A 25,258-nucleotide genomic window follows, 5' to 3' on the forward strand; every position below is an offset into this window, starting at 1 on the left:
ATCATTCGGGCTGGTTCGGCATCTGCCGCACCGGGCTCCTGGGCCGAAGGCCCGGGGTCACGTCCAGTTCCATCTTGTCGGTGCCGCGCTGCAGCGCGAAACGCGCGGAGCTGCCGGGCTTCAGGCCGGCTACGGCAGTCAGCAGGGCCTGCACGCTGTCGGTCTTCTTGTCGCCGACCGAGGTGATCACGTCGCCCGGCCGGATGCCGGCCTTGGCTGCGGGGCCGTTCTGCAGAACGCCAGTGATGATGACCCCGGCATTCGCCTTCACGCCGAAGGTCTCGGCCAGCTCCGGCGAGAGTTCGTTTGGCTCCACGCCGATCCATCCGCGGCGCACCTGGCCTTCTTTCACGATGCCTTCGAGCACGATCTTGGCCATCGAGACTGGAATCGCGAAGCCGATGCCCATGCTGCCACCCGAACGGGAGTAAATGGCCGTATTGATGCCCTGCAGGTTGCCGTTGACGTCGATCAGCGCGCCGCCCGAATTGCCGGGGTTGATGGCCGCGTCGGTCTGGATGAAGTTCTCGAAATTGTTGATGCCGAGCTGGTTGCGCCCCAGTGCCGAGACGATGCCGCTGGTGACCGTCTGGCCCACGCCGAAGGGGTTGCCGATGGCCAGAACCTGGTCGCCCACCTGAAGCTCGTCCGAATTGCCCAGCACGATCGCGGGCAGCTTGTCCATTTCGATCTTGAGCACGGCCAGGTCGGTGTCCGGGTCGGTGCCGATCACCTTGCCGCGCGTGTGGCGGCTGTCGTTGAGCGTGACCTCGATCTCGTCTGCGCCTTCGACCACGTGGTTGTTGGTGAGCACGTAGCCCTCGGCGCTCACGATCACGCCGCTGCCCAAGCCGACCTGGGGCTGGTCGCCCTGGTCGCCGAAGAAGAACCGGAACCACGGGTCATTGCTGCGCGGATGGCGTTGCGCGGCCTTGCTGGTGTTGATGCTCACCACTGCCGGCGACGCTTTCTTGGCCGCCGCGCTCAGGCTGCCGGCGACCGGTACGGACGAGGCGCCGGGCGGTGCCTCGACGATCGACACCACGCCGCCCAAGGAGCTGGCCCGCCGGTTGATCCATTCGGGCTTGAGTGTTGCAACGACGAAGTAGGCCGCCAGCAGGACGGTCACGGCTTGGGCAAAGAGCAGCCAGGTGCGTTTCATGAAACTAGATTGAACGAAGAGGACACGCCGCCCACGCGGCGCCACGGCCCATTGTCCCTCAACCGCAAATTGCCATAAACCGCGCGACGCGGTCGAGATTGGCAAAGGTCGCCAGCGCCAATAAGGGATAACCCTTAGCATCGCTTTGCAAGCCCACACGGCTCCGAACTCCGGCCTTCCGCATCGCCTACCCGGCTCACGCGGCCAGGTGTTTCGCCGGCACGCCGCCTTCCGCATCGATCCTTCTGCGGCCGGCGTGCGGCAACGACCTTCCTGCCAGCCATGACTTCTCACGCAATTTCCCCGGACGGTGCCCAGCCGATGCCGGCCCGCGCGCTCGATGCGCGCGACTACAAGACATTGGGCCTCTCCGCGCTCGGCGGAACGCTGGAGTTCTACGACTTCGTCATCTACGTGTTCTTTGCCACGGTGCTGGGCGCACTGTTCTTTCCCGCCGACATGCCCGACTGGCTTCGGCAGCTCCAGACTTTCGGCATTTTTGCCGCCGGCTACCTGGCCCGGCCGGTGGGCGGCATCGTCATTGCGCATTTCGGCGACCTGCTCGGGCGCAAGCGCATGTTCACGCTGTCGATCTTCCTGATGGCGGCGCCCACGCTGGTCATCGGCCTCTTGCCGACCTACGCCAGCATCGGCATTGCGGCGCCGCTTTTGCTGCTGGCCATGCGCGTGTTGCAGGGCGCGGCCATCGGCGGCGAAATGCCCGGCGCGTGGGTGTTCGTCGGCGAGCACGTGCCCGCGCCGCGCTACGGTTTCGGCATCGGCGCGCTGACCTCGGGCATCACCGGCGGCATCCTGCTGGGATCGCTCGTGGCCGTGGCCATCAACCGCCACTATTCGCCGGCGGAGGTGAGCGGTTTTGCCTGGCGCATTCCCTTCGTGCTGGGCGGCGTGTTCGGCCTCGTCTCGGTGTACCTGCGCCGCTTCCTGCACGAGACGCCGGTTTTCAGGGAACTGGCGGGCCGCAAGGCGGTGGCGCGCGAGCTGCCGCTGCGCACCGTGCTGCGCGAGCACCGCGCGGCCAGCGTCTACGTGGCGCTGCTGACCTGGGTGCTGTCGGCCGCCATCGTGGTGGTGGTGCTGTACACGCCCACCTACCTGCAGAAGGTGCACCACATTCCGGCGGCCCTGGCGCTGGAAGCCAATGCGCTCGCCACGCTGACCCTGACCATCGGCTGCGTGCTGGTCGGCTGGGCCAGCGACCGCATCGGCACGCGCGCGGTGATGCTCATCGGCTGGGGCGGGCTGTTCGCGACGGCCTACCTCTTCTACACAGGGCTGCCCGGCACGCCGGCCACGCTGTTCTGGCACTACGGCCTGGTGGGGCTCTTCGTGGGCACCATTGCCACGGTGCCGATCGCCGGCGTGCGCGCGTTCCCGGCGCCGGTGCGCTTCACCGGGCTCTCGTTTGCCTACAACATGTCGTATGCCGTGTTCGGCGGCCTCACGCCCGTCATCCTCACGCTCTGGCTGCAGCATGACACGATGGCGCCGGCGCATTACGTCGCCGTGCTGGCGGGGCTGGGATTCCTGTTGGCCCTGTGGCCACTCGCGGCACGCGGCCATGCCATGCGCAACGCAGATGGGAGCGCGACAATGTCGCGATGAGCACCACCCGCCATGAATTGCTGCATGCCTTCGACCTGCTTCTTGCGCCCTCGCGCTTCAAGGACTACGGACCGAACGGCCTGCAGGTCGAGGGCCGCACCGTGGTGCGGAAGATCGTTTCCGGCGTCACCGCGAGCCGCGCGCTGATCGAGGCCGCCATTCATGCGGAGGCCGATGCAATCTTTGTCCACCATGGCCTGTTCTGGCGCGGCCAGGACGGCTGCGTCACTGGCTGGATGAAGCAGCGCCTGGGCTTGCTGCTGGGCGACGACGTTAACCTGTTCGCTTATCACCTGCCGCTCGATGCGCACCCCGAACTCGGCAACAACGCGCAGCTCGGGCTGCAACTCGGGTTGCTCGCGCATGCCGGGTCGACCGGGCGCTTCGGCGACCAGGAGCTCGGTTTTCTTGGCGCGCGCGACAACGGAGAAAGCTTTGCCAGTGCCAGGGAACTGGCCGCACACGCGGAAAAGATTCTTAAGCGGCCCGTCACCCTCGTGGACACGGCGCATCGCCCCATCAAGAACATCGCGTGGTGCACGGGCGGCGCCCAAGGCTACTTCGAGGCTGCCATCGCCGCTGGTGCCGATGCCTTCATCACCGGGGAGATCTCCGAGCCGCAGGCCCACTATGCCCGCGAGATGGGCGTCGCTTTCCTCGCGTGCGGGCACCATGCCACCGAGCGCTACGGCGCCCAGGCGGTGGCCGGGCACGTGGCGGCGCAGCTCGGGCTGAAGCACGAGTTCATCGACATCGACAATCCCGCATGACCGGACAGGCTTCCATCGCTCCCGCCGCTCCCGTCGCCATCACGCTCGGCGATCCCGCGGGCATCGGGCCGGAAATCATTGCCAAGGCCTTCCGCGAGGCACCCGACGCCACCCGCGGCGCCTTCGTGGCCGGCGACGTGGGCACGATGCGCCGCGCATCGCAAGCCGTGGCGCAACCCGGACGACCTGCCTGGCCGGTGGCCGAAATCGGGCAGATCGCCGAAGCGGCTGCCGTGCCGCCCGGATGCATCCCCGTGCTGCAGGTGGTGGCGTCGCCCAAGGACATCGTGCCCGGCCGGATCAGCGCCGAAGCCGGCCGCGTGGCTGGCAATTGCGTGGTCTGGGCCGCGCGGGCCGCCTTGCAAGGCGAGATCGCCGCCATCGTGACCGCGCCGCTTCACAAGGAGGCGCTGGCCGCGGCGGGTTTCCCGTATCCCGGGCATACCGAACTGCTGCAGGCCGAAGCTGCCGCGCATGCGGGTCTCGCGGTGGACCGCATGCCGGTGCGCATGATGCTGGCCAACGACGAGTTGCGCACCGTGCTGGTGAGCATCCACATGTCGCTGCGCGACGCCATCGCCGCGGTGAGCTTCGCCGGCGTGCTGGAGACGCTGCGCATCACCCACCGTGCCTTGCACCGCGTGCTCGGGCGGGCGCCGCGCATCGGCGTGGCGGGCCTCAATCCGCATGCGGGCGAGGGCGGATTGTTCGGTTCCGAAGAGGGCGACATCATTGCGCCGGCCATCGAGGCTGCGCGCGCCGAAGGTATCGACGCCGATGGGCCCTACGCGCCCGACACCGTCTTCATGCGCGCGCGGGACAAGGGCGGCGTGCCGGGGAGCGGCGAATTCGATGTGGTGATCGCGATGTATCACGACCAAGGCCTGATTCCGGTCAAGTATCTTGGCGTGGAAAAGGGGGTGAACGTGACGCTGGGCCTGCCGCTGGTGCGCACCAGCCCCGATCACGGCACCGCGTTCGACATTGCAGGCACCGGCCGGGCCGATGCCTCGAGCCTCGTCGAAGCCCTGCGCATGGCCAGAAAGCTGTCGGGCGGCTGAGAAGAAGCGTTCAGGGCCGCTTCAGGCTGTCGCGGATCTCGCGCAGCAGGGCAATGTCCTCAGGCGGCGCCACCGGTGCCGCGGGCGCGTCCGCCTGGTGTTTGCGCAGCTTGTTGATCTGCTTGACCATCATGAAGATGATGAAAGCCAGGATGACGAAGTTGACCGCGATGGTGATGAAGTTGCCATAGGCGAGCACCGGCACCCCGGCCTTCTTGAGGTCGGCCAGCGTGCTCGGCACGCCGGCCGGCACGCTGCCCAGCACCAGGTAGAGATTCGAGAAGTCGAGCTTGCCGAACACCAGGCCGACGATCGGCATGATGATGTCGGCCACCAGGGAGTCGACGATCTTCCCGAAGGCCGCACCAATGATCACGCCCACGGCGAGATCGATGACGTTGCCCTTGACGGCAAATTCCTTGAACTCGCTGATGATGCTCATGATCAATATGCTCCGGAGGCTGGGGTTGAACTGCCGCCAGTATGCCTGCGGAATCCGCCAGTTCGAACTGTGAAGCCCTCGATGGGTAATGCAAAAGATTTCTTTTCTTCGATGATCTGCTTAAATGAGGGCTGATCAATCGGCACCAGCGCACCAATAAAGGCGCGCAATCTCTTTTCAAATAAATGAATAGTTTCTGGTTAATTGCCACCGGATTCGGTGACAGCGGCTTCCTGTTGCCTGCCGCATTCGGGGTTGCAATCTGGCTCGCAATCGATCGGGGCACACGCCCGGCCGCGGTGCATTGGGTGCTGCTATTTGGCGCTTGCGGGCTTGTCGTGATGCTTTCCAAGCTGGCTTTCATGGGCTGGGGAATTGGCAGCAGGCGCTTTGATTTCACTGGTTTCAGCGGACACACTGCATTGGCGACCAGCCTTTGGCCGGTCATTTTCTGGCTCGTGGCGCTGCGCGGTGCACCATCGGTGCGCATGGCTGCCGCAATATCGGGATGGGGATGGGCCGTCTTCATCGGCGTGTCGAGACTGGCGCTCGAAGTTCACTCCACGGCCGAAGTCGTCGCGGGTGCCGCACTCGGAACCCTGGTGAGCGCCAGTTTTCTGAGACTGCAGTGGCACCGGCAGCTAAGGGTACGAACACCTCGATGGCTCGCGCTGGGCTTGGTGCTGCCGCTATTGTTTTTGATAGTGGGACGCCCCGCCCCCACACAGTATGTGCTCGAGAAACTGGCAGTCTGGATGGCGGGCATCGAGCGCCCGTTCACGCGTGCCGACCTGTTGCAAGCGCGCGAGCCAACCCGTGGTCCGGCCTGAGCACACAACTGTTTACAAAAGAGCAAACCTTTCGGAAACCTGATCGAGTGAGGCTTTTGTAGTTTCAGTGCCACAACTCACCAATTTGGGCTGTCAATTAATAGTTCACACCTTCGAATTGCAAGGGACGGCTTCGCCTGCGCAATAAAAGGCTTCGTTCCCAATGAAAAAGGGGGCTCAGCTATTGATCTTTTAGATAACCCTTAAGTCCTCAGGGTTGATCTGCAAATAGACACATTTTTTGCACCTATTGCACGGAAAGTGGGCGTTGCCGCGGCAGCGACAATTCAGCCCAGCCCGTCTGCCGTTCATGCGCAGGCTTGCTTTGACGAACCGCGGCAAAAAGGCTCGGCCCAAATACCAACCGGGCTCGGGCCTTGCATATGAAATTGCGGTTGCCGAAAACCAATATGTGCAATGGGGATCAATTTGACACGCTTCGTGTACCCGATGGGGTGGGGTTTTGCCCTAATGGGCGCGTTATTGCTGCAGGGCTGCGCACCGGGCTTCAGTTCCGTGGCTGCCTATGAGGCAGACCAGAGCCTGCCGCCGGAGTTCCAGTACCTGCCGGCCGATGGCGCGCCGGACGGAGTCATCACCTCCATATCGCCGGCGCTCATCCGTGCGATGGCGGAGGCGCAGCCGGCCTCCGTTTCGCCGGAAGTGAAGTCGCTCTTCGGCGAAGCGCCGGTCTACACCATCGGGCCCAGCGACGTGGTGGGCGTGATCGTCTACGACCATCCGGAACTGCTGCCCAATGCGGGCGCGGTGATCACGCAGCAGGCCGATCCGACCGGCATCAGCGTGGCGCCCGGCTTCATCGTCGGTGCGGACGGGCAGATCACCTTTCCCTACATCGGCCGCGTCAAGCTCCAGGGCCTGACCGAAATCGAGGCCTCCGACCTGATCGCGCGCCGCATTGCCGCGTACATCAAGGATCCGCAGGTGACGGTGCGCATCCAGTCCTTCAGAAGCCGCCGCGCGTTCGTCGAAGGCGAGGTGCGCACCCCCGGGCTGCAGATCTTCACCGACGTGCCGATGACGCTGGCAGAGGCCATCAGTCGCGCGGGCGGCATCACCGCCAACGGGGACCGCTCGTTCGTCACGCTGACACGCGGCGACAAGACCACGTTGATCAACTTGCCCAACCTCCAGGAACTGGGTGCCGATGCCAGCCGCATCCCGCTGCGCAATGGCGACATGATCCAGGTGCGGCACCGCGACGAGAGCAAGGTGTTCGTGATGGGCGAAATCGCGCGGCCCTCGGCGCTGCTCATGCACAACGGACGGCTCACCCTCAACGAGGCGCTTGGCGAGGCAGGCGGCCCCAACCTGAATTCGGCCCACACGGGCCAGATCTACGTCATCCGCAACAACGGCAGGGGCTTGCCGGCCATCTTCCACTTGAACGCCAAGAATCCGGCGGCACTGGGGCTGGCCGAGCGCTTTCCGCTGCAGCCGCGAGACGTGGTCTACATCGACTCCGTGCCGCTCGTCACCTGGAACCGCCTGGCCAGCCTGATCCTGCCGGCCGCCCAGGTCATCAATGCGGGCGACGAAGTCTGGAGCCGCCACAGATGAAATCGATCCTGACAGTTTGCATCGGCAACATCTGCCGTAGCCCGATGGCCGAAGGCATCCTGGCCGCGGGTCTGCCGCACCTGCGCGTGGTGTCGGCCGGAACCGGCGCCCTCGTGGGCAAGCCGGCCGATGCAACGGCGCAGAAGCTCATGCAGGCGCGCGGCATCGACATTTCGGGCCACGTCGCGCAGCAGGTCAGCCAGATGCTGTGCCGGCAGGCCGACCTGATCCTGGTCATGGACATGGAACAGCGCCGCCACCTCGAGTCGACCTACCCCTTCGTGCGCGGCAAGGTCTTTCGCATTGCCGAGGCCGCCAAGCAGGACGTGCCCGATCCCTACCGGGAGGACGAAGCGGCCTTCGCGCATGCGCTGGCGCTCATCGATGTGGGCGCCAGAACGTGGATCGACCGCATTCTGAAAATTACGAAACCTGAGCAGCAACCGACATGAACGCAACCCAGCAAGCCGCCCTGCCGATGCCAGCGCTGGAAGAGGAGGGCGAAAAATTCAGCTTCGTCGAGTACCTGGACATCCTGATCGACAACCGCTGGCTCATTGCCATCGTGGTTGGCGTGATGCTGTTGCTGGGTGTGGCCTATGCCTTCTTCGGCAAGCCCATGTACGAAACCAACGTGGCCGTGCAGGTCGAGGACTCGGGCAATTCGGCCGGCAGCTTCCTGGGCGATGCCGCATCGTCGCTGCTGAGCGTGAAGACGCCAGCCGCGGGTGAAATCGAAATCATCAAGTCGCGCGCCATCCTCGGCCAGGCGGTGGAGAACACCAAGCTGTACATCAGCGCCGTGCCCCGCTATGCGCCCGTCGTGGGCAGCTGGCTTGCACGGCGTGCCACCGATCTGTCGGAACCCGGCTTCATGGGGCTTTCGGGCTACGTCACCGGAGCCGAGAAGATCATGGTTCCCCAGTTCGACGTGCCCGCGGATTTCGAGGAGAAGCCATTCACGCTGACCCTGGGGCCGGACAACCGCTACGAGCTTGCCAACCCGGAGCTCAAGGCCCCGCTCAAGGGCACGGTGGGAACTCCGCTGCTCGCCAACCTGCCGAGCGGCAACCTCCGGCTGCTTGTGAGCACCATCAGCGCCAAGCCGGGTGCGCAGTTCCAGCTCGTGCGCTATTCGAAGCAACTGACGCTCCTGACGCTGCAGGACAGCCTCAAGGTCGTCGAGAAAGGCAAGCAGTCGGGTGTGCTCGACGTGGGCTGGAAGAGCCCGAGCCCCGAAAAGCTGACGCAGCTCCTCAACGAAATCGGGCGCCTCTACGTGCGCCAGAACATCGAGCGCAAGGCGGCCGAGGCCGAAAAGACCCTGGGCTTCCTCGATACGGCCCTGCCCCAGTTCAAGAAGCAGCTCGAGCAATCCGAGGACCTCTACAACCGCTACAGAAACGAGAACGGCACGGTCAGCCTGGACGATGAGGCCAAGAACGCCTTGACCCAGACGGTCGACCTGCAGTCCAAGTTGCTCGAGGCGCAACAGAAGCGGCGCGAACTCTCCGCGCGCTTCACCGACCTGCATCCCGCCATCCAGACGCTGGATACGCAGATCTCGGCCTGGAAGGGCGAAATCGGCTCGGTCGATTCGCGCATCCGGAAAATGCCGCTGCTCCAGCAGAACACCGTGCAGATGCAGCGCGACATCAAGGTCAACACCGACCTCTACGTGTCACTTCTCAACAGCTCGCTGCAGATGCGGCTGGCCAAGGAAGGCAAGGTCGGCAACGTGCGCCTGCTCGACGAAGCCATTGTTCCCGAAGAGCCCGTGTGGCCGAAGAGGCCGCTGATCATCGCGGTGGCGCTGCTTCTGGGGCTGATGGCGGGTGCCGCCGCCGCCATTGCCAAGAATGCGCTCTTCGGCGGCATCCGCAATCCGAGCGAGATCGAAATGCACACGGGGCTCAACGTCTACAGCAGCATTCCGCTGAGCCCCGCCCAGCGGACGATCGACAAGAACATCGAAAGCAGGGCGCCCGGCGCGCACATCCTCGCGCTTCAGCATTCCGAGGACCCCGCTGTCGAAAGCTTGCGCAGCCTGCGCACGGCACTGCAATTCGCCATGCTGGAAGCCGCCAACAATCGCCTGCTCATTTCGGGCGCGACGCCGGGAGTCGGGAAAACTTTTGTTTCCGTGAATTTTGCGGCGATCACTGCCGCATCAGGCAAAAAGGTTCTTCTGATCGACGCGGACTTGCGTAAGGGCCGGGTCAATCAATTCTTCTCCATGTCGCGATCGTCCGGCCTGTCGGAATTGATTGCTGGCACGCTGAGTTGCGAAAAAGCCGTTCGCCCGTCGGTCTTGCCGAACCTGGACGTCATCACGACTGGAATGCTTCCACCCAATCCCGCGGAATTGCTGCTGAGCGATTCCTTCACCCAGATCCTGGAAAAACTGTCGCCCGATTACGACCTTGTGATTATCGACACCGCGCCGGTGCTCGTGGCTGCGGATACCGCTTCGGTGGCGCCACTGGCGGGTTCACTTCTCCTCGTTGCACGGGCGGAAAAGACCCAGCTTGGCGAATTGAACGAGAGCGTCAGGAGATTGGCGCACGCGGGCTGCACCGCCAATGGCGTAATTTTGAATGCTATGGACTTATCTCGCAGACATGCCGGCAGCAGCAGCTATAAATACGGTGGTTACCGTTACACACATTATAAATATAAAAACAACAGGGATACCACCTAGTCGATAGGCGGTTTCTGAGAAAATTCAGTGGAATTGTCCTAATTATCGCGTGACGCACTAATTCGGTGCTGTCGATTAAATGCTAATAAAAAAGGCCTACGACCAAATGCGTCATTCTTTTGTATTAGATATTTCAATCGCTCGGCCAGCGCGCTGATTACGGCGCTGCAGCCTTCAAGGCTCCACGTTGCAAAAGCCATTTTGGGCTTGGCATTGGGCCGACACGTGTCACTGAACCCGAAAGGGGCAAGCGCTTGCTTGTAAGACGAAAGGTGCTCTGCAATGAGAGTTCTCAACAAACTACAAATCCGCCTTCGTTGCAAATGTGGAAACGGGGCGTACGTATGACCAATTTCTCTCGCGAGGAGTCGATGGCACCTCCAGGCGAAGCGGTGGGCAGCGGAATTGCGGACGAGCTGGCTTGGATCAAGGTTCGCCATCCGGCCATGCTGCGTGCCGGAAAAAGAGCAGTCGATATCAGTGCGTCCCTGTTCTTTTTCTGCGTCTTCGGTTGGCTCTATGTGCTGATCGCGATCGGTGTATTCATCAGTTCCGGCGCGCCGGTCCTGTATTCGCAGCCGCGCTTCGGGCGAGGCGGGCGGGTGTTCAAGTTCTACAAGTTCCGCTCGATGCTGCCGAACTCGGCCCAGATCCTCGAGGAGCACCTCAGGAACGACCCCGTGGCACGCCAGCAGTGGGACGACTATCAGAAGCTCGAGAACGACCCGCGCATCACCCGCTTCGGCAAGTTCATCCGCAAGACCAGCCTGGACGAACTGCCGCAGTTCTGGAACGTGCTGGTGGGCGACATGAGCCTGGTCGGCCCCCGGCCCTGCATGCTCGACCAGAAGGGCCTGTACGGCGCGGACTGGTCGTTCTATTGCGCCGTGCGGCCCGGAATCACCGGACTTTGGCAAGTGAGCGGACGCAACCAGCTCAGCTACAAGAAGCGCGTGGCACTGGATGTCACCTACGTGGAGACCCTCTCCGTAGGCAGGGACATCGGCATCTTCATCAGAACCATCTGGGTGGTCGCCGTCGGCCATGGTTCACGGTGAAACCGGATCAACGATGAAAAAAATCCTGATCTGCGCAGTGCCCTTCAGCGACAACCTCGGCGACGGGGTCATTGCCGCATCCCTGGCCCATATTGCCGGCCTGAAGTATCCGAAAGCCAACGTCGAATTTCTGGACATTGCCGGTCGGGTCGGCTTCCAGGAAGAAAACCTGCGTGGCGGCGGCGCATTCGAGGTTTTTGCAAAACTGCCGTCGCTGCTGCGGTCGTTGATCGTCTTCTTGTATTGCATCAAAGGCTATTTTCTTGCCTGGCGAAAAAACTGGAAGGCCGCAGTCAGCGACGCCGACCTAGTCGTCATTGGCGGCGGACAACTCTTCTGCGATGTGGCGCTCAACTTTCCGGCCAAACTGTTTCTTTTGAGCAGGCTGCTGCGCGGCAAGCGCGTGGTGGTCGTTTCGGTCGGCGTCACGGCCAAATGGTCATTCTGGGGCCGCTTCCTCGTCAAGCGCTTCATCAGGAATGCAAGGCCCGTTTTCTACGCGACGCGCGACAAGGAATCGGCACACAACCTGCACACCCACTTCCGAATTCCAAGAGGCAGCATACGGGTCGTTCCAGATCCGGCGCTTGTTTGCGCCGACGCATTCTCGGACGAGCTCTCGCCCGAAAAGAACTGGGATATCGGAATTTGCGTGAGCAGCCTCGATGCCCTGGTCATGAACTCCGAATACTCGAACTCCAATTCAACGGAGTCCGCGAGGTTTTTTTCGGCGCTTGCCGAATCATTGCAAGCCCAAGGAAAGCGGGTGCTTTATTTCACCAACGGCGCGTCCGAAGACAACAAGGTACTGAGCGAGATTTCTTCGGGGGCGGGGGCCGTGAAATCGGGTTTTTTCGTTCCCCGGCATCCCGATGAACTCGTTTCATTGATCAGCGCATGTTCCTGCATTGTTGCCCATCGGCTCCACGCAAACATCGTTGCCTACAGCTTGAACATTCCATCCATAGGAATGAACTGGGACAAAAAGGTCGAATCGTTCTTCGAATTGACGAAGCGAAAGCGCTATCTCTTCGATTTGTCGCCCCGTGTCGAAAAACTCGAGGCTTCGGTGCTGGGCGTGTTGAACGAAAAGACCCCGGACCGGCAAACACTGGATTTGCTGAGAGGCGAAGTGGTTGCCGGAGTTCATGCCTTGATCTGATGGAGCGGGCCATGAAAATATTGCACATTGCCGAAACACTCAAGGGCGGGCTGGAAACCTATCTTCGGATGGTCTCCGGGTTCCAGCAGAACTCTCCGGTGATCAGCCAGGCGAAGTTCATTCTTCCCGGGCCTGTGGAGTGGCTGAGCTCGCAGGACACCCACGTGGTTCCGACGGCGCGCAGTCCGTTGGCCCTTGCGACGTACGCCGCCGAAGTCCGCAAGATCATCCGGAAGGAGCGCCCCGCGGTGCTTCATCTGCACAGCTCGATTGCGGGCGGAATCGTTCGGGCCATGGCGCTGTTCGGCCAAGTGCCGCAAGAGACAAAAATCGTCTATTGCTCTCACGGATGGGCATTCGACCAGATCGGGCCTTCGTACAAGAAGTCGATCTATCGATGGATCGAATGGCTGCTTTCGTACTGCAGCGACGCCATCATCTGCATCAGCCACCATGAACTGCGGATTGCGGAAAAGTTCGGCATCAAGCGCTGCACGTGCATTCCGAACGGAATCACCCCTGCGCTGGCCACCCAGGAGCACGCGGCCCTTCCCAAGACTTCGCCGCACCCCAGGAGAATCCTGTTCGTAGGCCGGCTGGACCGGCAAAAAGGCATCGATGCATTGCTCGAGTCCTATGCGCGGGTTCGACCCGACTTCAAGCTGATCGTCGTCGGCGGCGCCGTTCGAAACGATCTTTCCCTCGCCCATTCCGAAGACATAGAGTTCAAGGGATGGCTCGAAAAGGACGAACTCGACGCCGCCTACAGGTCTTGCGACGCGATCATCGTTCCCTCGCGATGGGAGGGCTTCGGCCTTGTCGCGGTCGAAGCCATGGCGCGGAGCAAGCCGGTGTTTGCATCGGCGGTGGGTGGCCTCGTCGATATCGTCGAAGACACCCGGAGCGGACGGCTGTTTCCGCTTGCTCGGCTCGACGAAATGCTGCGCGAAATCGACCAGCTTTCCGACGAAAACATGGTGCGGATGGGGCGGGCCGGGCGGGAGATCTTCGAAAAGAAATACACCGCCGACCGGATGAACTCCGCCATCGTCGATTTGTACAGGGAGTCGGTACTCTGATGAAGTTTTCATCCCTTGTTCCCATCTCGGGGCGCTTCTCCGGTCTCTTCAGGGTGCTCTGCGCTTCGGCAGCCATTGCTGCCTTTTCGTGCGCGTCCCAGGCCAGGGGGATCAGCGAGCTGAGCACCGACTATCCGACGGCGCTGAGCGTGCAGATCGACCCGAGCGACATTTCGGATGAAGACCTGAACGAAATCAGGGCGGCGGGATTCGAGTTCGTCCGATTCGGCGTGCGGCCACCGCTGAAGAGCGTCAATCCCGGGCAGATCGACTACTCGAAATTGATCCGACGCGTGCGGAACGCGAGGCTCGACGCCATCGTGACGCTGTTCGGGGGCAGGGAGATCTGGGGCCACGAACCCACGGACCTCGGCGGCGGCCAAAGGGAAAAACTGTTCGCGAACTTCGCTGCTGAATTCATGAACGCGCACGTCGCCGATGTGGCGGTGTGGGAACTGTGGAACGAGCCCGACTACAAGACCTTTCTGAATCCGGCGCTTTTCTCGAACTTCGAAACCGCGACCGCGGAGTTTTGCAGCAGCATCGCGCAACTGAAGAACCCGCCGAAGATCGTCATGGGGTTCGGCTTTGCGAAGCTTCCTTTCAACCAGGGGCAAGTGCCGCCGCAACTCGAGAATGCCTTTGTGTCGGGGGCCAAGGCCAATTGCCTGACGGACATATCGATCCACCCCTACCGCTCGATTCCGGAAACGGCCATTGCCGACTACGGAAAGCTGCGCGCCAAGCTGGACCAGCTGCAGCTCGGCAAGGTTGGCATCGTGGCCTCCGAATGGGGTTACGCGTCATACCTGCCCGTCCGTGACCGCAACACCCAGGCTTCGCTGATCCTGCGTGAATACCTGACCAACGTGGCCGCCGGCATCAAGCTCTTGAACCTCTACGCCTGGAAGGACCGGGGAACGTCCGTCATTTCGAGAGAAGACAACTTCGGACTCAAGTCGAAGGGCGGCGAGAAGAAAGAGGCGTTTGCTAGCCTGACCGAATTCCTCAAGATCGCCCGTACTTCGAAGAAGGTTTCATACGACAGCAACGGAAGCCTGAACAAGCTGGTGCTGAGCCGCGGAACGACCTTGCTGCACGTGGTGTGGACGCAAAACTCCGATCAGAACGTGCTGATTCCCGCAGCCAAGGGCAAGAAGTGCACGCGGGTCGACTTCTTCCCGCAGGTGCATCACGGGAGCTGCGGCAATCCGGTGGAAGGGGGCGTTGCTGCCAAGGCTTCGAGCTACCCGGTGCTGTTCTCCGTTGCGGACTAGGGGATGGCGTCCGGAATTCGAAAGCGCCTCGGAGGTCCGATCTATGCCGTCGCAGACCAATGCATCTATAGCGCGAGCCAGCTGCTGCTGAGCTTTGCGCTCGCACGGGCGTTGTCGCCCTCGGATTTCGGTATTGCGTCGGCGTTCCTGGCGATCGTCAGTTTCCAGTACATCCTGCATACCGCGGTGGTTCACGAGCCGCTGCTGATCAAGCGCCATTACGCAGATCGGTCCGCCGCCTGGTGGAGCTGGGCGCTCGTGCTGGCCGTCTCGTTGGCCGGCTTTCTGGCCTGGCAGTTCACGAGCTTCCCGGGGTCGCTGCGCTGGGCGGGCGTGGCGCTCATCGTGGGCTACGAAATATTCTGGCTCTTCCGCAGCGTCTTGCTCGTGGGGCGCCGATACCTGGTTCTCTGTATCTCCGGAATCTTGATCAGCATCGGATACGTGGCCGTCTTGATCGGCTTGAAGCCGGCCACGTGGACGCAGGCGCTGTTGTGGATCGCCGTGATCCAGCTGCCTTTTGCCCTCTTGATTGCGAGGACGCTGAAAAGCGTGATCGCGCCGCTGCCGGCACCCGCCGATGCCCAGGCGCTGACCGTGAAGGAAGCCGCCAGCTATGGCTGGAAGGCCAGTCTTTCGCAGCTCATGAGCTGGATCATGACGGGAGGTGCGATCCTGCTGCTGGGTTCCTCGGCAGATTCTGTGCAAGGCGGCCTGTTGAAGATCTACATCACGTTCCTGCTGCCCATGCAGTACGTGCTGCTCGCGCTGGGCTACTACATCTTGCCCAAGCTGGCGGCCAGCTGGAACTCCGAGGGCCGAAGGGACGCTTTCCATCTCTTCATCAAGTTCGTGATCTTCGGCTTTATGGTGGCCGAGATCGGGGGCGTGCTGCTGGGCCTGCTCGGGCCCTATCTGGTGGTTCTGGCGTTCGGCAAGAACTACGGCGGCATGGATTTTTCGCCGTTCTTCTACGCGCCCGCGATCTTCGGCCTCACGATGTGCCTCCGAACGGGCTTCAGGGCGGCTGCGCGGCCCGGGGCTCTGCTGTGGTGCTCGATTTTCGGCGCGCTGGTCTTCGCGGCGTGCATGCTCGTGGCCAAGCCGCCCATCTCCTACATCCAGACCATCAACGCGATGACGCTTGGTTTTGCCTGCATGGCTGCCATGATGATCGGCTGGCTGTTCGTCATCATGCGCGGTCCCAGGGCGGCCGCGCAGGTCCGCTGACCGTTCTTCCAGAGCTTCCGCTACACGGGTAGGCGATTTGCGCTCGGGCAACCGGGCGCAATCGCTCACCGATCACCGATCACCGTGGGCGTTCGAAGTTCAGGATGTTGTCGCCCGCCTTCGGGCTGCCACTGTCGGGCGGCTCGAACTTGTAGGCGCTCGGATCGCGCGCGGAAGTCATTTCGTAGAGCGGGTGGATCCGGGCCAGTCGCGCACCGCCGTCGCGCACCAATGGCGCCCACGCGAAATTGGCGGTGAACTTGTTCGAGCGCGGCAGCAGTGCGTCGAAGGGGATGGAAAGATAGATGCCCTTGTCGAAGCTGCCTTCGCCGAACTGCCTGGCCGACACATTGGTCTTGGTGACGTAAGCGCCAAGCACCACGCCGTTGTCGAAGCGGCGGCTGATGTCGATGGTGACCCCGCGATCGCCTGCCAGGTACTGGCCCGCGCTGACCTTGGCCAGGACGCCGTTCCAGCCGGTGTCCCAGTAGAGGGTCGCATGGCCGGTGTTGACCTTGTAGTCGCGCAGGCCGAAGTCCTGTTCGAAGTCGCGTTGCCGCACGTGGTTGAAGTCGACGCCAATCGCCATCCGGCTGCGCCACGGGCGATAGAGCCATTCCCCGCCGACACCCGCGTACATGCTTTCGAGCGCGCCGCCGTAGACGCTGTAGTACTGGTTGTCCGTCAGCCGGCCGACGTGCGTCAGCTGAAGCACCGGCATGGTCAGCCGCTTCGTGGTGACGTACTCGCGCTGATAGGTTCGTACGCGGGGCAGGTTGCTGGGCGCCGTGTAGGTGAACTTGTCGAAGTTGTCGACGAGGCGCAGGTTCAGCGCGCCGTTGACCCACGTGCTCGGCGTGAAGCGGTATTCGGCAACCGCCTGCACGCCGACCTGGAAAAGCACGAAGGAGTTGGGGCCGCCGAGAATCTGGCCGAGGCTCGGGGTGAGGCCGATGCTGAACTTCTGCACCGGGCGCTCCCATGGCGCCAGCGCCTTGTCGTCCACGGACGCGGCATCCTTGGCCGCAGCCGGAGTGCCGGCGCCGCCGCCCTTCGCAACGTTGAGGGCCGGCGCGTCGGCACCGACCGGCGGAGGCGCATAGTCGCGCTGGGTCGCCGCCCGCAGTTCACTTGGCGCCTGCGCCTGGTAGTGCGCTGTCACCCATTCGTTCCGGTCGACCACTTGCGCGTGCAGCGCCAGGCCCCGCTCCGAATAGTGAAGAACAAAATTCTTGATTGAAGCGGGCGCATCGCGATGCAGCACGGCAATGATCTGCTCGACGCGGGCATTCCGATAAACGGTGGCGCTTTCGGTGATCCACACGTGCAGCATCGGGCCTTGCGGCGCTATGCGCTGAACGGTCCATTCGGTGCGGCTTTCGATATCGGCCGCGGTTGCCGCCCAGCCCGGCGATGTGGCGGGGGGCGTCGGCGAAAAGCGCGGCGCCGGAGGGTCCGCCGTCTTGGGCATCTGCGTCGTCGCGAGGTTGGTCTGCAGCGTGAGGCCGACCATCACCTTGTTTCCGCGCTCGAAGCCGGCCGAGAAGGTTACGCCCGGGGCATATCGGTACTCCAGGCCGATGTTGAGGGGCGAGCGCTGCGGCTGGCTGTTGTTGAGCGGCTCGTTCTTGTAGTCGTTGCCTTCGTACTCGAGCTTGAGCGTCAACGGGTCCCAGGGCGTGCGCCATTGCACGCCGCCAAAGAGCGCGGCGGGTCCGCGAAAGAGCCGGCCGAAGTTGGCGCCACCCCATGTGGTCTCGCTGACGCGGGTCTTGAAACGGCTGCTCAGCGCATTGAACGGATTGCCGATGTTTCCGCTGCTGCCCATGTAGCCCCAGCCGATGCCGAGGCTGAAGTCCAGATCGCCGTGCCGCTTGCTCGCCACCAGGTACTCGGATGAAAAGAGGCCGGTACCGCCGATGTCCCGAAAGCCGAGGGCCACCTCGGGAAGGTAGGCCGACTCTTTCCACAGTCGCGCCTTGAGGTCGATGCTCTTGTCCTTGTAGCCCTGGTTGCTGAGGCCAATGCCGTAGATCCGGTTGCTGATGGACGTGTAGCGGAAACCCGCTTCCAGCCAGTCCAGCGGCTGGAACATCACGTTCAGCCGCGTGTAGGGCGAAACATGCGTGAGGGAAGTGCGCATGTCCCCCGCCTGGCCCATGCGTGCCGTGGGTGTCTGAAGCAAGCCGGTCTCGCCCCAGTCGTTGCCGCTGGACTGGAGCGCGCGGTACTGCGGCGCCGCCTCGGGGCGGACCGATATGGCGGTTGGCGCGAAGGCATCGGCCGAGGCCGGTGCCGCGGGGGCGGGCGGAACCTCGGCCGAGAGCGCGGCTGCGGCTTCTGCCGGAGCGGCAACGGGTACTGCCGCAACGGGCGTTCCCGAAATCGTGCTGCCGCCTTGCGGCGACGGCCCTTGCGTGGCCAGAAACTTGATCAGGCCCTCGGAAATCGCGTTCAGGTCGTCCATGCCGCGAGGCGCTGCCCAGACCCATGCGCCGGGTGCCGGCTCGTCCGCGGGATGTGCGTTCCATCCCGCCACGCCCACGCGGGCGATGCGGCCATCGGGCTGCGCGACCCATGCCCAGTCATGCTTGCCCCCGGGGTCGCAGGCCGCCACGTAGTCCCATGCCGTGCGTCCCGGTTCGTGGACCACTTGGCAGAGCTGCCCGTCGGGCTGCACGACCGAGATCGTCTTCAGGACGGGCGGAGGCGCGACGAGTTGCTGGCCGGCCTTCAGCACCGGGTCTTCTTCCGGATGCGCCTCGAGCCAGCGCGGGTCGACGATGCCGAGCGCGACGCGGCCGGTCACGGGGAGACCCTGCAGCCATTTGATCAGTTGCTGGCGCTGGCCTTGTTGCTCGCGGCGTGCGCGCCGGCTGGCGGCGTCGAGCCGCAGCAGCAATTGGTTCTTGAGAAACTGCTGTGCCAGGCGCTCCTGCGGAACGCGCCATGCAAGACCGGGCGCTGCAGTCTCGGCCGGCTGGCGCAGCAACCAGGCGCTGAGCCGCTCGCCGGGACGGATGTCCGCGTCGTTGGCCGGGGTCTTGTTGTCGACGGTGCTGCCGCCGAGGGGCTGGGCCCCGGCGGCGCAACTCGCCGCCAGCGCGCAGGCCACCGCTGCGCGAAGCGGCCAGGGATGTCTGCGAAAGCCACGGGGAAGCAAACTGCTCATGTACCAGCGCTCGCCGCTGCGACGGGTGCTGGGGGGGAAGGCGTCCACTGCTCGAAGCTCATACACAGGTCATTGGAAATACATTGCTCGGAATAAACGACCCGGGGCGTGCCGCCCGCTAGCGAAACGCCAAAGCGCGCGGGAGGCAGCGAGGCGCTCGAAGGGCGCGAAACGCTGCGCTCCTCGTACCAGCGCAAGGACGCGGCGGCCGTGCCGGCCAGTACGGCTTGCTGGGGTGTGGCAATGGGCGTCTGCACGATGTCGTCGCGAATGCCGAAACGGTAGCCGGGCATCATGTCGCGCTCGCGCTGATAGGCCCTGGGCCGCGAGGCATTCGCAGCGTCGGCCCACGCCGGCAGCCCGGAAAAGCGCACCTCGCGCCAGTCGATGGTGAGGCCGGTCGTTCCCACGAGGCGACCGTCGAGCAGCCTGACGACTTCGCCGGCGTTGCTGTACCAGACCTCGACGGCACCCTCAGGGCGCTTGTCGACGTAGCCGAGCACCATGTAGACCGTCTGGCTGCCGACGACTACGCGCAGGTAACGGTAATTCGGGTTGAAAGCGGGCTCGGGCGCCGCGGCGCCGCCGCTATAGAGATGCCGCGCCGTCGCCAGCATGGCCGAAGATCCGGAAGAACAGCCGCCAACGCCCAAAAGAAATGCCGACAAAAGACAGCATTCAATAAGTCGCGTGGCGAAACCAACGCGCGGAGCTTTCAGCGAATGCCCTCCCGGCAGGAGGGCCCGCACGATTAATTCGTGCCGGTGGTGCCCGTGCCGCCTGTGCCGCTCGTGCCGCCCGTACCGCTACCGCCACCGCTGTTGCCGCCATTGCCGCTGCCAATGGCAGCGGCCAATCCGACGCTGGCTGCGATGCCGCCGGCCTGTCCTGCCGTGATGCGGCCGGACGCGGAATTGGCTGCACCCGTGGCGCTGGCGGGTTGCGGGCCGGGCGTTTGAACGGGGGGTGGATTCTGGGGTGGGTTTTGAGCCAGCGCCGAAGAAATACCCAAGGCGGCAATAAAGGCTGCGGAAACCAATGACTTAATTTTCATGGCGGATATCCTCGTAATTAGCAATTGACAGTTGGGCCAAGATTAGCAGCTGGCGAAGTGTGCCGCAACTAAGTTAGCCTTTTTTACAATCGATGTGCGTGCAATTCCTTGTGTCCAAATGTCTTGCAAAACCAAATTAATTAATTGTTCTTAATTGGGCTTTGCAGGGGGGCCGAGACAGGCATTCGCACCCGCTCCGACCGGAGCCGTTGAATATGCGCGCAACAGCCCGCTACAATCGCCGGTTGACCCTGCTCCAGCGAAGAAGACTTAGAGGATCCCCATGAGTGACATGACCTCCGGCTCCCCCCGGATCGACACAAGCAAGCGGACGTGGTTGATCGCATCCAGCTGTGCCGGCGTAGCGGGAGGCGTGGCCACCGCGATTCCCTTTGTGAGTACGTTCCAGCCTTCCGAGAAGGCCAAAGCCGCAGGCGCTGCGGTCGAGGTGGACATCGCAGGCCTGAAGGTCGGCGAGAAGATCACCGTCGAATGGCGCGGCAAGCCGGTGTGGATTCTCAAGCGTACGCCCGAGCAGCTGGCTGGGCTGCCCAAGCTCGACGGCCAGCTGGCCGATCCGCTTTCCAAGCGGCATCCCGACGATTTCACCCCCAAGTACGCGCAGAACGAACACCGTTCGATCAGGCCCGACGTGCTGGTGGTGGTGGGCATCTGTACCCACCTCGGCTGTTCGCCGGTCGACCGCCTCCAGGCCGGCCCGCAGCCTTCGCTGCCCAGCGACTGGGAAGGCGGCTTCCTGTGCCCTTGCCACGGTTCCACGTTCGACCTGGCCGGCCGTGTCTTCAAGAACAAGCCCGCGCCCGACAACCTGCCTGTGCCCCCGCACATGTACCTGTCGGACACCAAGCTCCTGATCGGTGAAGACTCCAAGAAGGCCTGAGGCAGAAGAAGAACATGGCTGAATTCCACGAAATTTCCCCCAATGCGCCCGCGGGCGAAAAGCTTCTCAACTGGGTCGACAACCGCTTCCCGCTGACCAAGCTCTGGAACGACCAGTGGGGCAAGTACTACGCGCCGAAGAACTTCAACTTCTGGTACATCTTCGGCTCGCTCGCGATGCTGGTCCTGGTGATCCAGATCGTGACCGGCATCTTCCTGGTGATGCACTACAAGCCCGATGCCAACCAGGCGTTCGCTTCGGTCGAGTACATCATGCGCGACGTGCCCTGGGGATGGCTCATCCGCTACATCCACTCGACGGGCGCCTCGGCATTCTTCATCGTGGTCTACCTGCACATGTTCCGCGGCCTCATGTACGGCAGCTACCGCAAGCCCCGCGAGCTGATCTGGGTCTTCGGCTGCGCGATCTTCCTGTGCCTGATGGCCGAGGCCTTCATGGGCTACCTGCTGCCCTGGGGGCAGATGAGCTACTGGGGCGCCCAGGTGATCGTGAACCTGTTTGCCGCCATTCCGTTCGTCGGTCCTGACCTTGCGCTGCTGATCCGCGGCGACTACGTGGTGAGCGACGCCACGCTCAACCGCTTCTTCAGCTTCCACGTCATTGCCGTGCCGCTGGTGCTGCTGGGCCTCGTGGTGGCCCACCTGATCGCGCTGCACGAAGTGGGTTCCAACAACCCCGACGGCATCGAGATCAAGGCCAACCGCGGCCCCGATGGCCATCCGCTCGACGGCATTCCGTCGCACCCTTACTACACGGTGCACGACATCTTCGGCGTGGTGGTGTTCCTCACCATCTTCTCGGCCGTGATCTTCTTCGCGCCGGAAGCGGGCGGGTACTTCCTCGAGTACAACAACTTCATTCCGGCCGACTCGCTCAAGACGCCGAACCACATCGCACCCGTCTGGTACTTCACGCCGTTCTACTCGATGCTGCGTGCAACCACCGACGACATGGTCAACGTGTTCGCGCTGATCATCGGCCTGGCCGCCGTGCTGAATTTCGTCAAGGGCAAGTCGAGCACGGCACTGAAGATCGCGCTCGTCGTGGTGGCAGCCGTGGCGATCTTCCTGCTGAAGTCCTTCGACGCCAAGTTCTGGGGCGTGCTGGTGATGGGCGGCTCGGTCATCATCCTGTTCTTCCTGCCCTGGCTGGACAAGAGCGAGGTCAAGTCGATCCGCTACCGTCCGAGTTGGCACAAGTATGTCTATGGCGTCTTCGTGTTCCTCTTCCTGATCCTGGGCTACCTGGGTATCCAGGCGCCTGGCGTCTGGGGCAACCTGGTCATCGGTTCGTTCGTGCTGGACATCGCGCAGACCATTTCGCAGATCGGCACGCTTTTCTACTTCGGTTTCTTCCTGCTCATGCCGTGGTGGAGCAGCAAGGGCGAGTTCAAGACCGTGCCCGACCGCGTGACCTTCGCCGCCCATTGAAAAGCCCAAGAGAGCTTGAGAGAAACACGATGAAGAAAAGCATTTCCGGCTGGCTCGCGGTTGTGGGCCTGGCATTGGGCCTGACCTTCTCCGCAGCCGCATCGGCCGAGTCCGGCGGCCTTGCCTGGGACAAGGCGCCCAACAAGACCACCGACGTGGCCTCGCTGCAGAACGGCGCCAAGCTGTTCGTCAACTACTGCCTGAACTGCCATTCGGCAGCCTTCATGCGCTACAACCGCCTGCAGGACATCGGCATCACCGAGCAGCAGATCAAGGACAACCTTCTGTTCGCGACCGACAAGGTCGGCGAGACCATGAAGGCCAACATCGACGCGCGCCAGGCCAAGGACTGGTTCGGCACCACGCCGCCCGACCTCACGCTGGTGGCACGTTCGCGCGCCGGCCACGGCGGTACCGGTGCCGACTACCTGTACACCTACCTGCGCACCTATTATCGCGACGACACCAAGGCCACCGGCTGGAACAACCTGGTGTTCCCGAGCGTCGCCATGCCCAACCCGCTGTGGGAGCTGCAAGGCGAACGCCGTCCGGTCTACACCAAGGTCGTGCAGCATGGCCACGAGACCGAAGTGTTCAAGGGCTGGGAGCAAGTCACCCCCGGCACCATGACGACGCTGCAGTTCGACACAGCGGTCGGCGACCTGGTGAGCTACCTGCAATGGATGGCCGAACCGGCGCAGAACACGCGCATTCGCATCGGCGTGTGGGTGCTGCTGTTCCTGCTCATGTCGTTGGTTTTCGTGTGGCGACTGAACGCCTCGTACTGGAAAGACGTCAAGTAGTTCCGTCCACGCCGACCGGACGCTGTGCGCGCCCGGTCCCACAGAGTGGGTTGCCAACGCGACCCACTCTTTTTGATTTTTAGGAGTCTCTCGCCATGATGGTCTTGTATTCAGGAACGACCTGCCCCTTTTCCCACCGCTGCCGCTTCGTGTTGTTCGAGAAGGGCATGGACTTCGAAATCCGCGACGTCGATCTCTACAACAAGCCCGAAGACATCGGCGTGATGAACCCGTACGGCCAGGTGCCGATCCTGGTCGAGCGCGACCTGATCCTGTACGAGTCGAACATCATCAACGAGTACATCGACGAGCGCTTCCCGCATCCGCAGCTGATGCCCGGCGACCCCGTCGACCGCGCGCGCGTGCGTCTGTTCCTGCTCAATTTCGAGAAGGAACTCTTCGTGCACGTGGCCACGCTCGAGAACCGCACGGCCAAGGGCAACGAGAAGGCGCTCGAAAAGGCCCGTGCGCACATCCGTGACCGCCTGACGCAGCTCGCCCCGGTGTTCCTCAAGAACAAGTACATGCTGGGCGACAATTTCTCGATGCTCGACGTGGCCATTGCGCCGCTGCTCTGGCGCCTGGACTACTACGGCATCGACCTCAGCAAGAATGCGGCGCCGCTCCTGAAGTACGCCGAGCGCATCTTCTCGCGCCCAGCCTACATTGAAGCGCTCACTCCCTCTGAAAAGGTCATGCGCAAGTAAGACTGCGTCCAACCGTTCTCCGCTGCTTTCATGATCAACGCGCTCGAGTCGTCCTCCACCCGCCCGTACCTCATCCGGGCGCTGTACGAATGGTGCACCGACAACGGGTTCACGCCCTATGTCGCAGTGCAGGTCGACGACACCGTCCAGGTGCCGCGCGAGTACGTGAAAAACGGCGAGATCGTGCTGAACATCAGCTTCGATGCGACCAGCTCGCTCAAGCTCGGCAACGATTTCATCGAGTTCAAAGCCCGCTTTGCGGGCAGTGCGCGCGAAATCGTCGTGCCCGTGGGCCGGGTGATTGCCATCTATGCGCGCGAGAACGGCCAGGGCATGGCGTTTCCGGCGCCCGTACCCACCGGCAGCAATGCCGATGGCAATGGCGCCGCATCGCCGGCTGGCGGTGCGCCGGCAGCCCAAGGGCCTGCCCGCATGCCGCTGCGCGACGCGTCGCGCGGCAGCGAGGGCGATGCCAGCAAGATCGTTCACCTCGTGACGGACGAAGCGGCCGATGGCGGCAACGACATCGGCTCGCCCGTCGACCCCGACGATGAGCCGCCGCGCCCACCGGCCGGAGGCGGCAGCCGTCCGTCGCTCAAGCGCGTGAAGTAGCAGAAGAACAGCAGGACGGACCTGGACGGGCGGCTTTCGCCGCACCGCTAAAATCCAAAAAGAAAATTCGTGCCGCTTTAGCTCAGTTGGTAGAGCACCCGCCTTGTAAGCGGAAGGTCGTCAGTTCGATTCCGACAAGCGGCACCATCTCCCCAAAGGGATCAGCAACGTCCCTTCTTGGCCTGTCCGGGCGGGCAGTGGCCTCCACCGCCGCCGCCATGGCCTTCGCGTTCGGCGTGATGCGGTTGTTGTTCCGCGCGCCGCCAGTTGCCTTCCATCCATCGCCAGCCACCGTCGGCCTGAACCCAGCGGCCCGGTGCGTATGCGTGGTCGGGCCGTGCCGCCTGCCAGTAACCGGAGCGCCAGACGTAGGCGCGCTCGTTCCATTGCCAGTGGCCGGGCACCCAGGCCTGGCCCGCCCGCGGCCCTGGCATGGGCTCGTAGCGGGGCGCGGGAGGTGCGACCTGGATCAGGCCAGGCACATTGATATTGACCGAGACCTGTGCCGCGGCGGGCAGGGCAGACGCGGCCAGCGCGACGGCTGCGAGGAGAGTGGAGACTTTCATTGAAACCCTTGAA

The 25,258-nt window shown here is 63.2% G+C and carries 23 protein-coding genes and 1 tRNA gene; 18 read left to right on the top strand and 6 right to left on the bottom strand.

Going from position 1 to position 25,258, the window contains the following annotated elements; genetic code table 11:
* Position 1 precedes the first annotated feature (1 nt).
* Complete coding sequence (locus tag BLR24_RS19765; protein WP_093019980.1) at positions 2 to 1,162, bottom strand: trypsin-like peptidase domain-containing protein; 1,161 nt, start codon at positions 1,160 to 1,162, stop codon at positions 2 to 4.
* Positions 1,163 to 1,444: 282 nt separating this feature from the next.
* Here BLR24_RS19765 and BLR24_RS19770 point away from each other — a divergent pair, with 282 nt between their 5' ends.
* The 3 genes from BLR24_RS19770 to pdxA are packed head-to-tail and all read left to right on the top strand — an operon-like array spanning position 1,445 to position 4,619.
* Entirely contained in the window at positions 1,445 to 2,788 is a 1,344-nt protein-coding gene (locus tag BLR24_RS19770; protein ID WP_093019982.1) for an MFS transporter, read from the top strand.
* The gene (locus BLR24_RS19775) at positions 2,785 to 3,558 is read left to right on the top strand and encodes a Nif3-like dinuclear metal center hexameric protein (protein WP_093019984.1); all 774 of its coding nucleotides are present in this window, start codon (positions 2,785 to 2,787) and stop codon (positions 3,556 to 3,558) included. The genes BLR24_RS19770 and BLR24_RS19775 overlap by 4 nt, the downstream gene beginning before the upstream one ends.
* Positions 3,555 to 4,619, top strand: a complete 1,065-nt coding sequence (gene pdxA / locus BLR24_RS19780) for a 4-hydroxythreonine-4-phosphate dehydrogenase PdxA (protein ID WP_093019986.1) — start codon at positions 3,555 to 3,557, stop codon at positions 4,617 to 4,619. Before BLR24_RS19775 ends, pdxA begins: the two co-directional genes overlap by 4 nt.
* Positions 4,620 to 4,629: 10 nt before the next feature.
* Here pdxA and mscL read toward each other — a convergent pair whose 3' ends face one another.
* Entirely contained in the window at positions 4,630 to 5,061 is a 432-nt protein-coding gene (gene mscL / locus BLR24_RS19785) for a large conductance mechanosensitive channel protein MscL (protein WP_055804352.1), read from the bottom strand.
* Positions 5,062 to 5,246: 185 nt separating this feature from the next.
* Between mscL and BLR24_RS19790 the strand changes: the two genes are divergently transcribed.
* The 9 genes from BLR24_RS19790 to BLR24_RS19830 all read left to right on the top strand — a co-directional run bounded on the left by BLR24_RS19790 (position 5,247) and on the right by BLR24_RS19830 (position 15,979).
* Positions 5,247 to 5,891 (top strand): phosphatase PAP2 family protein, encoded by a 645-nt coding sequence (locus BLR24_RS19790; protein WP_254787458.1) that lies wholly within the window; start codon positions 5,247 to 5,249, stop codon positions 5,889 to 5,891.
* Positions 5,892 to 6,308: 417 nt separating this feature from the next.
* On the top strand, positions 6,309 to 7,472 hold the full coding sequence (locus BLR24_RS19795; RefSeq protein WP_093019988.1) for a polysaccharide biosynthesis/export family protein: 1,164 nt from the start codon (positions 6,309 to 6,311) through the stop codon (positions 7,470 to 7,472).
* Positions 7,469 to 7,924 carry a low molecular weight protein-tyrosine-phosphatase gene (locus BLR24_RS19800; RefSeq protein WP_093019990.1) on the top strand — a complete coding sequence of 152 codons (456 nt, stop codon included), beginning with the start codon at positions 7,469 to 7,471 and terminating at the stop codon, positions 7,922 to 7,924. The genes BLR24_RS19795 and BLR24_RS19800 overlap by 4 nt, the downstream gene beginning before the upstream one ends.
* Positions 7,921 to 10,173 (top strand): polysaccharide biosynthesis tyrosine autokinase, encoded by a 2,253-nt coding sequence (locus BLR24_RS19805; protein ID WP_093019992.1) that lies wholly within the window; start codon positions 7,921 to 7,923, stop codon positions 10,171 to 10,173. The genes BLR24_RS19800 and BLR24_RS19805 overlap by 4 nt, the downstream gene beginning before the upstream one ends.
* A gap of 344 nt (positions 10,174 to 10,517) precedes the next feature.
* Positions 10,518 to 11,231: a sugar transferase gene (locus BLR24_RS19810; RefSeq protein ID WP_093019994.1), complete on the top strand. Its 714-nt coding sequence runs from the start codon at positions 10,518 to 10,520 to the stop codon at positions 11,229 to 11,231.
* A 13-nt stretch (positions 11,232 to 11,244) separates the two neighbouring features.
* Positions 11,245 to 12,393: a polysaccharide pyruvyl transferase family protein gene (locus BLR24_RS19815; RefSeq protein WP_093019996.1), complete on the top strand. Its 1,149-nt coding sequence runs from the start codon at positions 11,245 to 11,247 to the stop codon at positions 12,391 to 12,393.
* A gap of 11 nt (positions 12,394 to 12,404) precedes the next feature.
* Complete coding sequence (locus tag BLR24_RS19820) at positions 12,405 to 13,472, top strand: glycosyltransferase (RefSeq protein ID WP_093020186.1); 1,068 nt, start codon at positions 12,405 to 12,407, stop codon at positions 13,470 to 13,472.
* A complete protein-coding gene (locus tag BLR24_RS19825; RefSeq protein WP_093019998.1) occupies positions 13,472 to 14,749 on the top strand; it encodes a glycoside hydrolase 5 family protein in 1,278 nt (425 codons plus the stop codon). The genes BLR24_RS19820 and BLR24_RS19825 overlap by 1 nt, the downstream gene beginning before the upstream one ends.
* A 3-nt stretch (positions 14,750 to 14,752) precedes the next feature.
* The gene (locus BLR24_RS19830) at positions 14,753 to 15,979 is read left to right on the top strand and encodes a lipopolysaccharide biosynthesis protein (RefSeq protein ID WP_093020000.1); all 1,227 of its coding nucleotides are present in this window, start codon (positions 14,753 to 14,755) and stop codon (positions 15,977 to 15,979) included.
* Positions 15,980 to 16,058: 79 nt separating this feature from the next.
* On the opposite strand, the gene BLR24_RS19835 is transcribed toward BLR24_RS19830, so the two are convergent.
* From BLR24_RS19835 to BLR24_RS19845, 3 genes are all read right to left on the bottom strand, one after another.
* The gene (locus BLR24_RS19835) at positions 16,059 to 19,151 is read right to left on the bottom strand and encodes a YjbH domain-containing protein (protein WP_093020188.1); all 3,093 of its coding nucleotides are present in this window, start codon (positions 19,149 to 19,151) and stop codon (positions 16,059 to 16,061) included.
* Entirely contained in the window at positions 19,148 to 19,768 is a 621-nt protein-coding gene (locus BLR24_RS19840; protein WP_175543309.1) for a YjbF family lipoprotein, read from the bottom strand. The genes BLR24_RS19835 and BLR24_RS19840 overlap by 4 nt, the downstream gene beginning before the upstream one ends.
* Positions 19,769 to 19,902: 134 nt before the next feature.
* On the bottom strand, positions 19,903 to 20,205 hold the full coding sequence (locus BLR24_RS19845) for a hypothetical protein (protein ID WP_093020004.1): 303 nt from the start codon (positions 20,203 to 20,205) through the stop codon (positions 19,903 to 19,905).
* Positions 20,206 to 20,488: 283 nt separating this feature from the next.
* Here BLR24_RS19845 and petA point away from each other — a divergent pair, with 283 nt between their 5' ends.
* From petA to BLR24_RS19875, 6 genes are all read left to right on the top strand, one after another.
* Positions 20,489 to 21,106 (top strand): ubiquinol-cytochrome c reductase iron-sulfur subunit, encoded by a 618-nt coding sequence (petA, locus tag BLR24_RS19850; RefSeq protein ID WP_093020006.1) that lies wholly within the window; start codon positions 20,489 to 20,491, stop codon positions 21,104 to 21,106.
* Between the two features lie 14 nt (positions 21,107 to 21,120).
* Complete coding sequence (locus BLR24_RS19855; protein WP_028260170.1) at positions 21,121 to 22,557, top strand: cytochrome b; 1,437 nt, start codon at positions 21,121 to 21,123, stop codon at positions 22,555 to 22,557.
* A gap of 29 nt (positions 22,558 to 22,586) precedes the next feature.
* The gene (locus BLR24_RS19860) at positions 22,587 to 23,360 is read left to right on the top strand and encodes a cytochrome c1 (protein ID WP_093020008.1); all 774 of its coding nucleotides are present in this window, start codon (positions 22,587 to 22,589) and stop codon (positions 23,358 to 23,360) included.
* Positions 23,361 to 23,455: 95 nt separating this feature from the next.
* Positions 23,456 to 24,067 (top strand): glutathione S-transferase N-terminal domain-containing protein, encoded by a 612-nt coding sequence (locus BLR24_RS19865; protein ID WP_028260168.1) that lies wholly within the window; start codon positions 23,456 to 23,458, stop codon positions 24,065 to 24,067.
* Positions 24,068 to 24,097: 30 nt separating this feature from the next.
* A complete protein-coding gene (locus BLR24_RS19870) occupies positions 24,098 to 24,679 on the top strand; it encodes a ClpXP protease specificity-enhancing factor (RefSeq protein ID WP_093020010.1) in 582 nt (193 codons plus the stop codon).
* A 71-nt stretch (positions 24,680 to 24,750) separates the two neighbouring features.
* Positions 24,751 to 24,826 (top strand) — tRNA-Thr (locus tag BLR24_RS19875).
* Between the two features lie 14 nt (positions 24,827 to 24,840).
* Here the strand turns inward: BLR24_RS19875 and BLR24_RS19880 are convergent.
* On the bottom strand, positions 24,841 to 25,245 hold the full coding sequence (locus BLR24_RS19880) for a YXWGXW repeat-containing protein (RefSeq protein ID WP_093020012.1): 405 nt from the start codon (positions 25,243 to 25,245) through the stop codon (positions 24,841 to 24,843).
* Positions 25,246 to 25,258 lie beyond the last annotated feature (13 nt).

It is taken from the genome of Variovorax sp. OV700 (genome assembly GCF_900099805.1).
Taxonomy (GTDB): Bacteria; Pseudomonadota; Gammaproteobacteria; order Burkholderiales; family Burkholderiaceae_C; genus Variovorax.

Bases quoted from the DNA above. Each gene is read 5' to 3' on its own strand.
- BLR24_RS19825 (WP_093019998.1), top strand. From the start codon at position 13,472: ATGAAGTTTTCATCCCTTGTTCCCATCTCGGGGCGCTTCTCCGGTCTC.
- mscL (WP_055804352.1), bottom strand. From the start codon at position 5,061: ATGAGCATCATCAGCGAGTTCAAGGAATTTGCCGTCAAGGGCAACGTC.
- BLR24_RS19855 (WP_028260170.1), top strand. From the start codon at position 21,121: ATGGCTGAATTCCACGAAATTTCCCCCAATGCGCCCGCGGGCGAAAAG.
- BLR24_RS19815 (WP_093019996.1), top strand. From the start codon at position 11,245: ATGAAAAAAATCCTGATCTGCGCAGTGCCCTTCAGCGACAACCTCGGC.
- BLR24_RS19805 (WP_093019992.1), top strand. From the start codon at position 7,921: ATGAACGCAACCCAGCAAGCCGCCCTGCCGATGCCAGCGCTGGAAGAG.
- BLR24_RS19860 (WP_093020008.1), top strand. From the start codon at position 22,587: ATGAAGAAAAGCATTTCCGGCTGGCTCGCGGTTGTGGGCCTGGCATTG.
- BLR24_RS19835 (WP_093020188.1), bottom strand. From the start codon at position 19,151: ATGAGCAGTTTGCTTCCCCGTGGCTTTCGCAGACATCCCTGGCCGCTT.
- BLR24_RS19840 (WP_175543309.1), bottom strand. From the start codon at position 19,768: ATGCTGGCGACGGCGCGGCATCTCTATAGCGGCGGCGCCGCGGCGCCC.
- BLR24_RS19800 (WP_093019990.1), top strand. From the start codon at position 7,469: ATGAAATCGATCCTGACAGTTTGCATCGGCAACATCTGCCGTAGCCCG.
- BLR24_RS19880 (WP_093020012.1), bottom strand. From the start codon at position 25,245: ATGAAAGTCTCCACTCTCCTCGCAGCCGTCGCGCTGGCCGCGTCTGCC.
- BLR24_RS19810 (WP_093019994.1), top strand. From the start codon at position 10,518: ATGACCAATTTCTCTCGCGAGGAGTCGATGGCACCTCCAGGCGAAGCG.
- pdxA (WP_093019986.1), top strand. From the start codon at position 3,555: ATGACCGGACAGGCTTCCATCGCTCCCGCCGCTCCCGTCGCCATCACG.
- BLR24_RS19830 (WP_093020000.1), top strand. From the start codon at position 14,753: ATGGCGTCCGGAATTCGAAAGCGCCTCGGAGGTCCGATCTATGCCGTC.
- BLR24_RS19795 (WP_093019988.1), top strand. From the start codon at position 6,309: ATGGGGATCAATTTGACACGCTTCGTGTACCCGATGGGGTGGGGTTTT.
- BLR24_RS19790 (WP_254787458.1), top strand. From the start codon at position 5,247: ATGAATAGTTTCTGGTTAATTGCCACCGGATTCGGTGACAGCGGCTTC.
- BLR24_RS19765 (WP_093019980.1), bottom strand. From the start codon at position 1,162: ATGAAACGCACCTGGCTGCTCTTTGCCCAAGCCGTGACCGTCCTGCTG.
- BLR24_RS19775 (WP_093019984.1), top strand. From the start codon at position 2,785: ATGAGCACCACCCGCCATGAATTGCTGCATGCCTTCGACCTGCTTCTT.
- BLR24_RS19820 (WP_093020186.1), top strand. From the start codon at position 12,405: ATGAAAATATTGCACATTGCCGAAACACTCAAGGGCGGGCTGGAAACC.
- BLR24_RS19865 (WP_028260168.1), top strand. From the start codon at position 23,456: ATGATGGTCTTGTATTCAGGAACGACCTGCCCCTTTTCCCACCGCTGC.
- BLR24_RS19770 (WP_093019982.1), top strand. From the start codon at position 1,445: ATGACTTCTCACGCAATTTCCCCGGACGGTGCCCAGCCGATGCCGGCC.
- petA (WP_093020006.1), top strand. From the start codon at position 20,489: ATGAGTGACATGACCTCCGGCTCCCCCCGGATCGACACAAGCAAGCGG.
- BLR24_RS19870 (WP_093020010.1), top strand. From the start codon at position 24,098: ATGATCAACGCGCTCGAGTCGTCCTCCACCCGCCCGTACCTCATCCGG.
- BLR24_RS19845 (WP_093020004.1), bottom strand. From the start codon at position 20,205: ATGAAAATTAAGTCATTGGTTTCCGCAGCCTTTATTGCCGCCTTGGGT.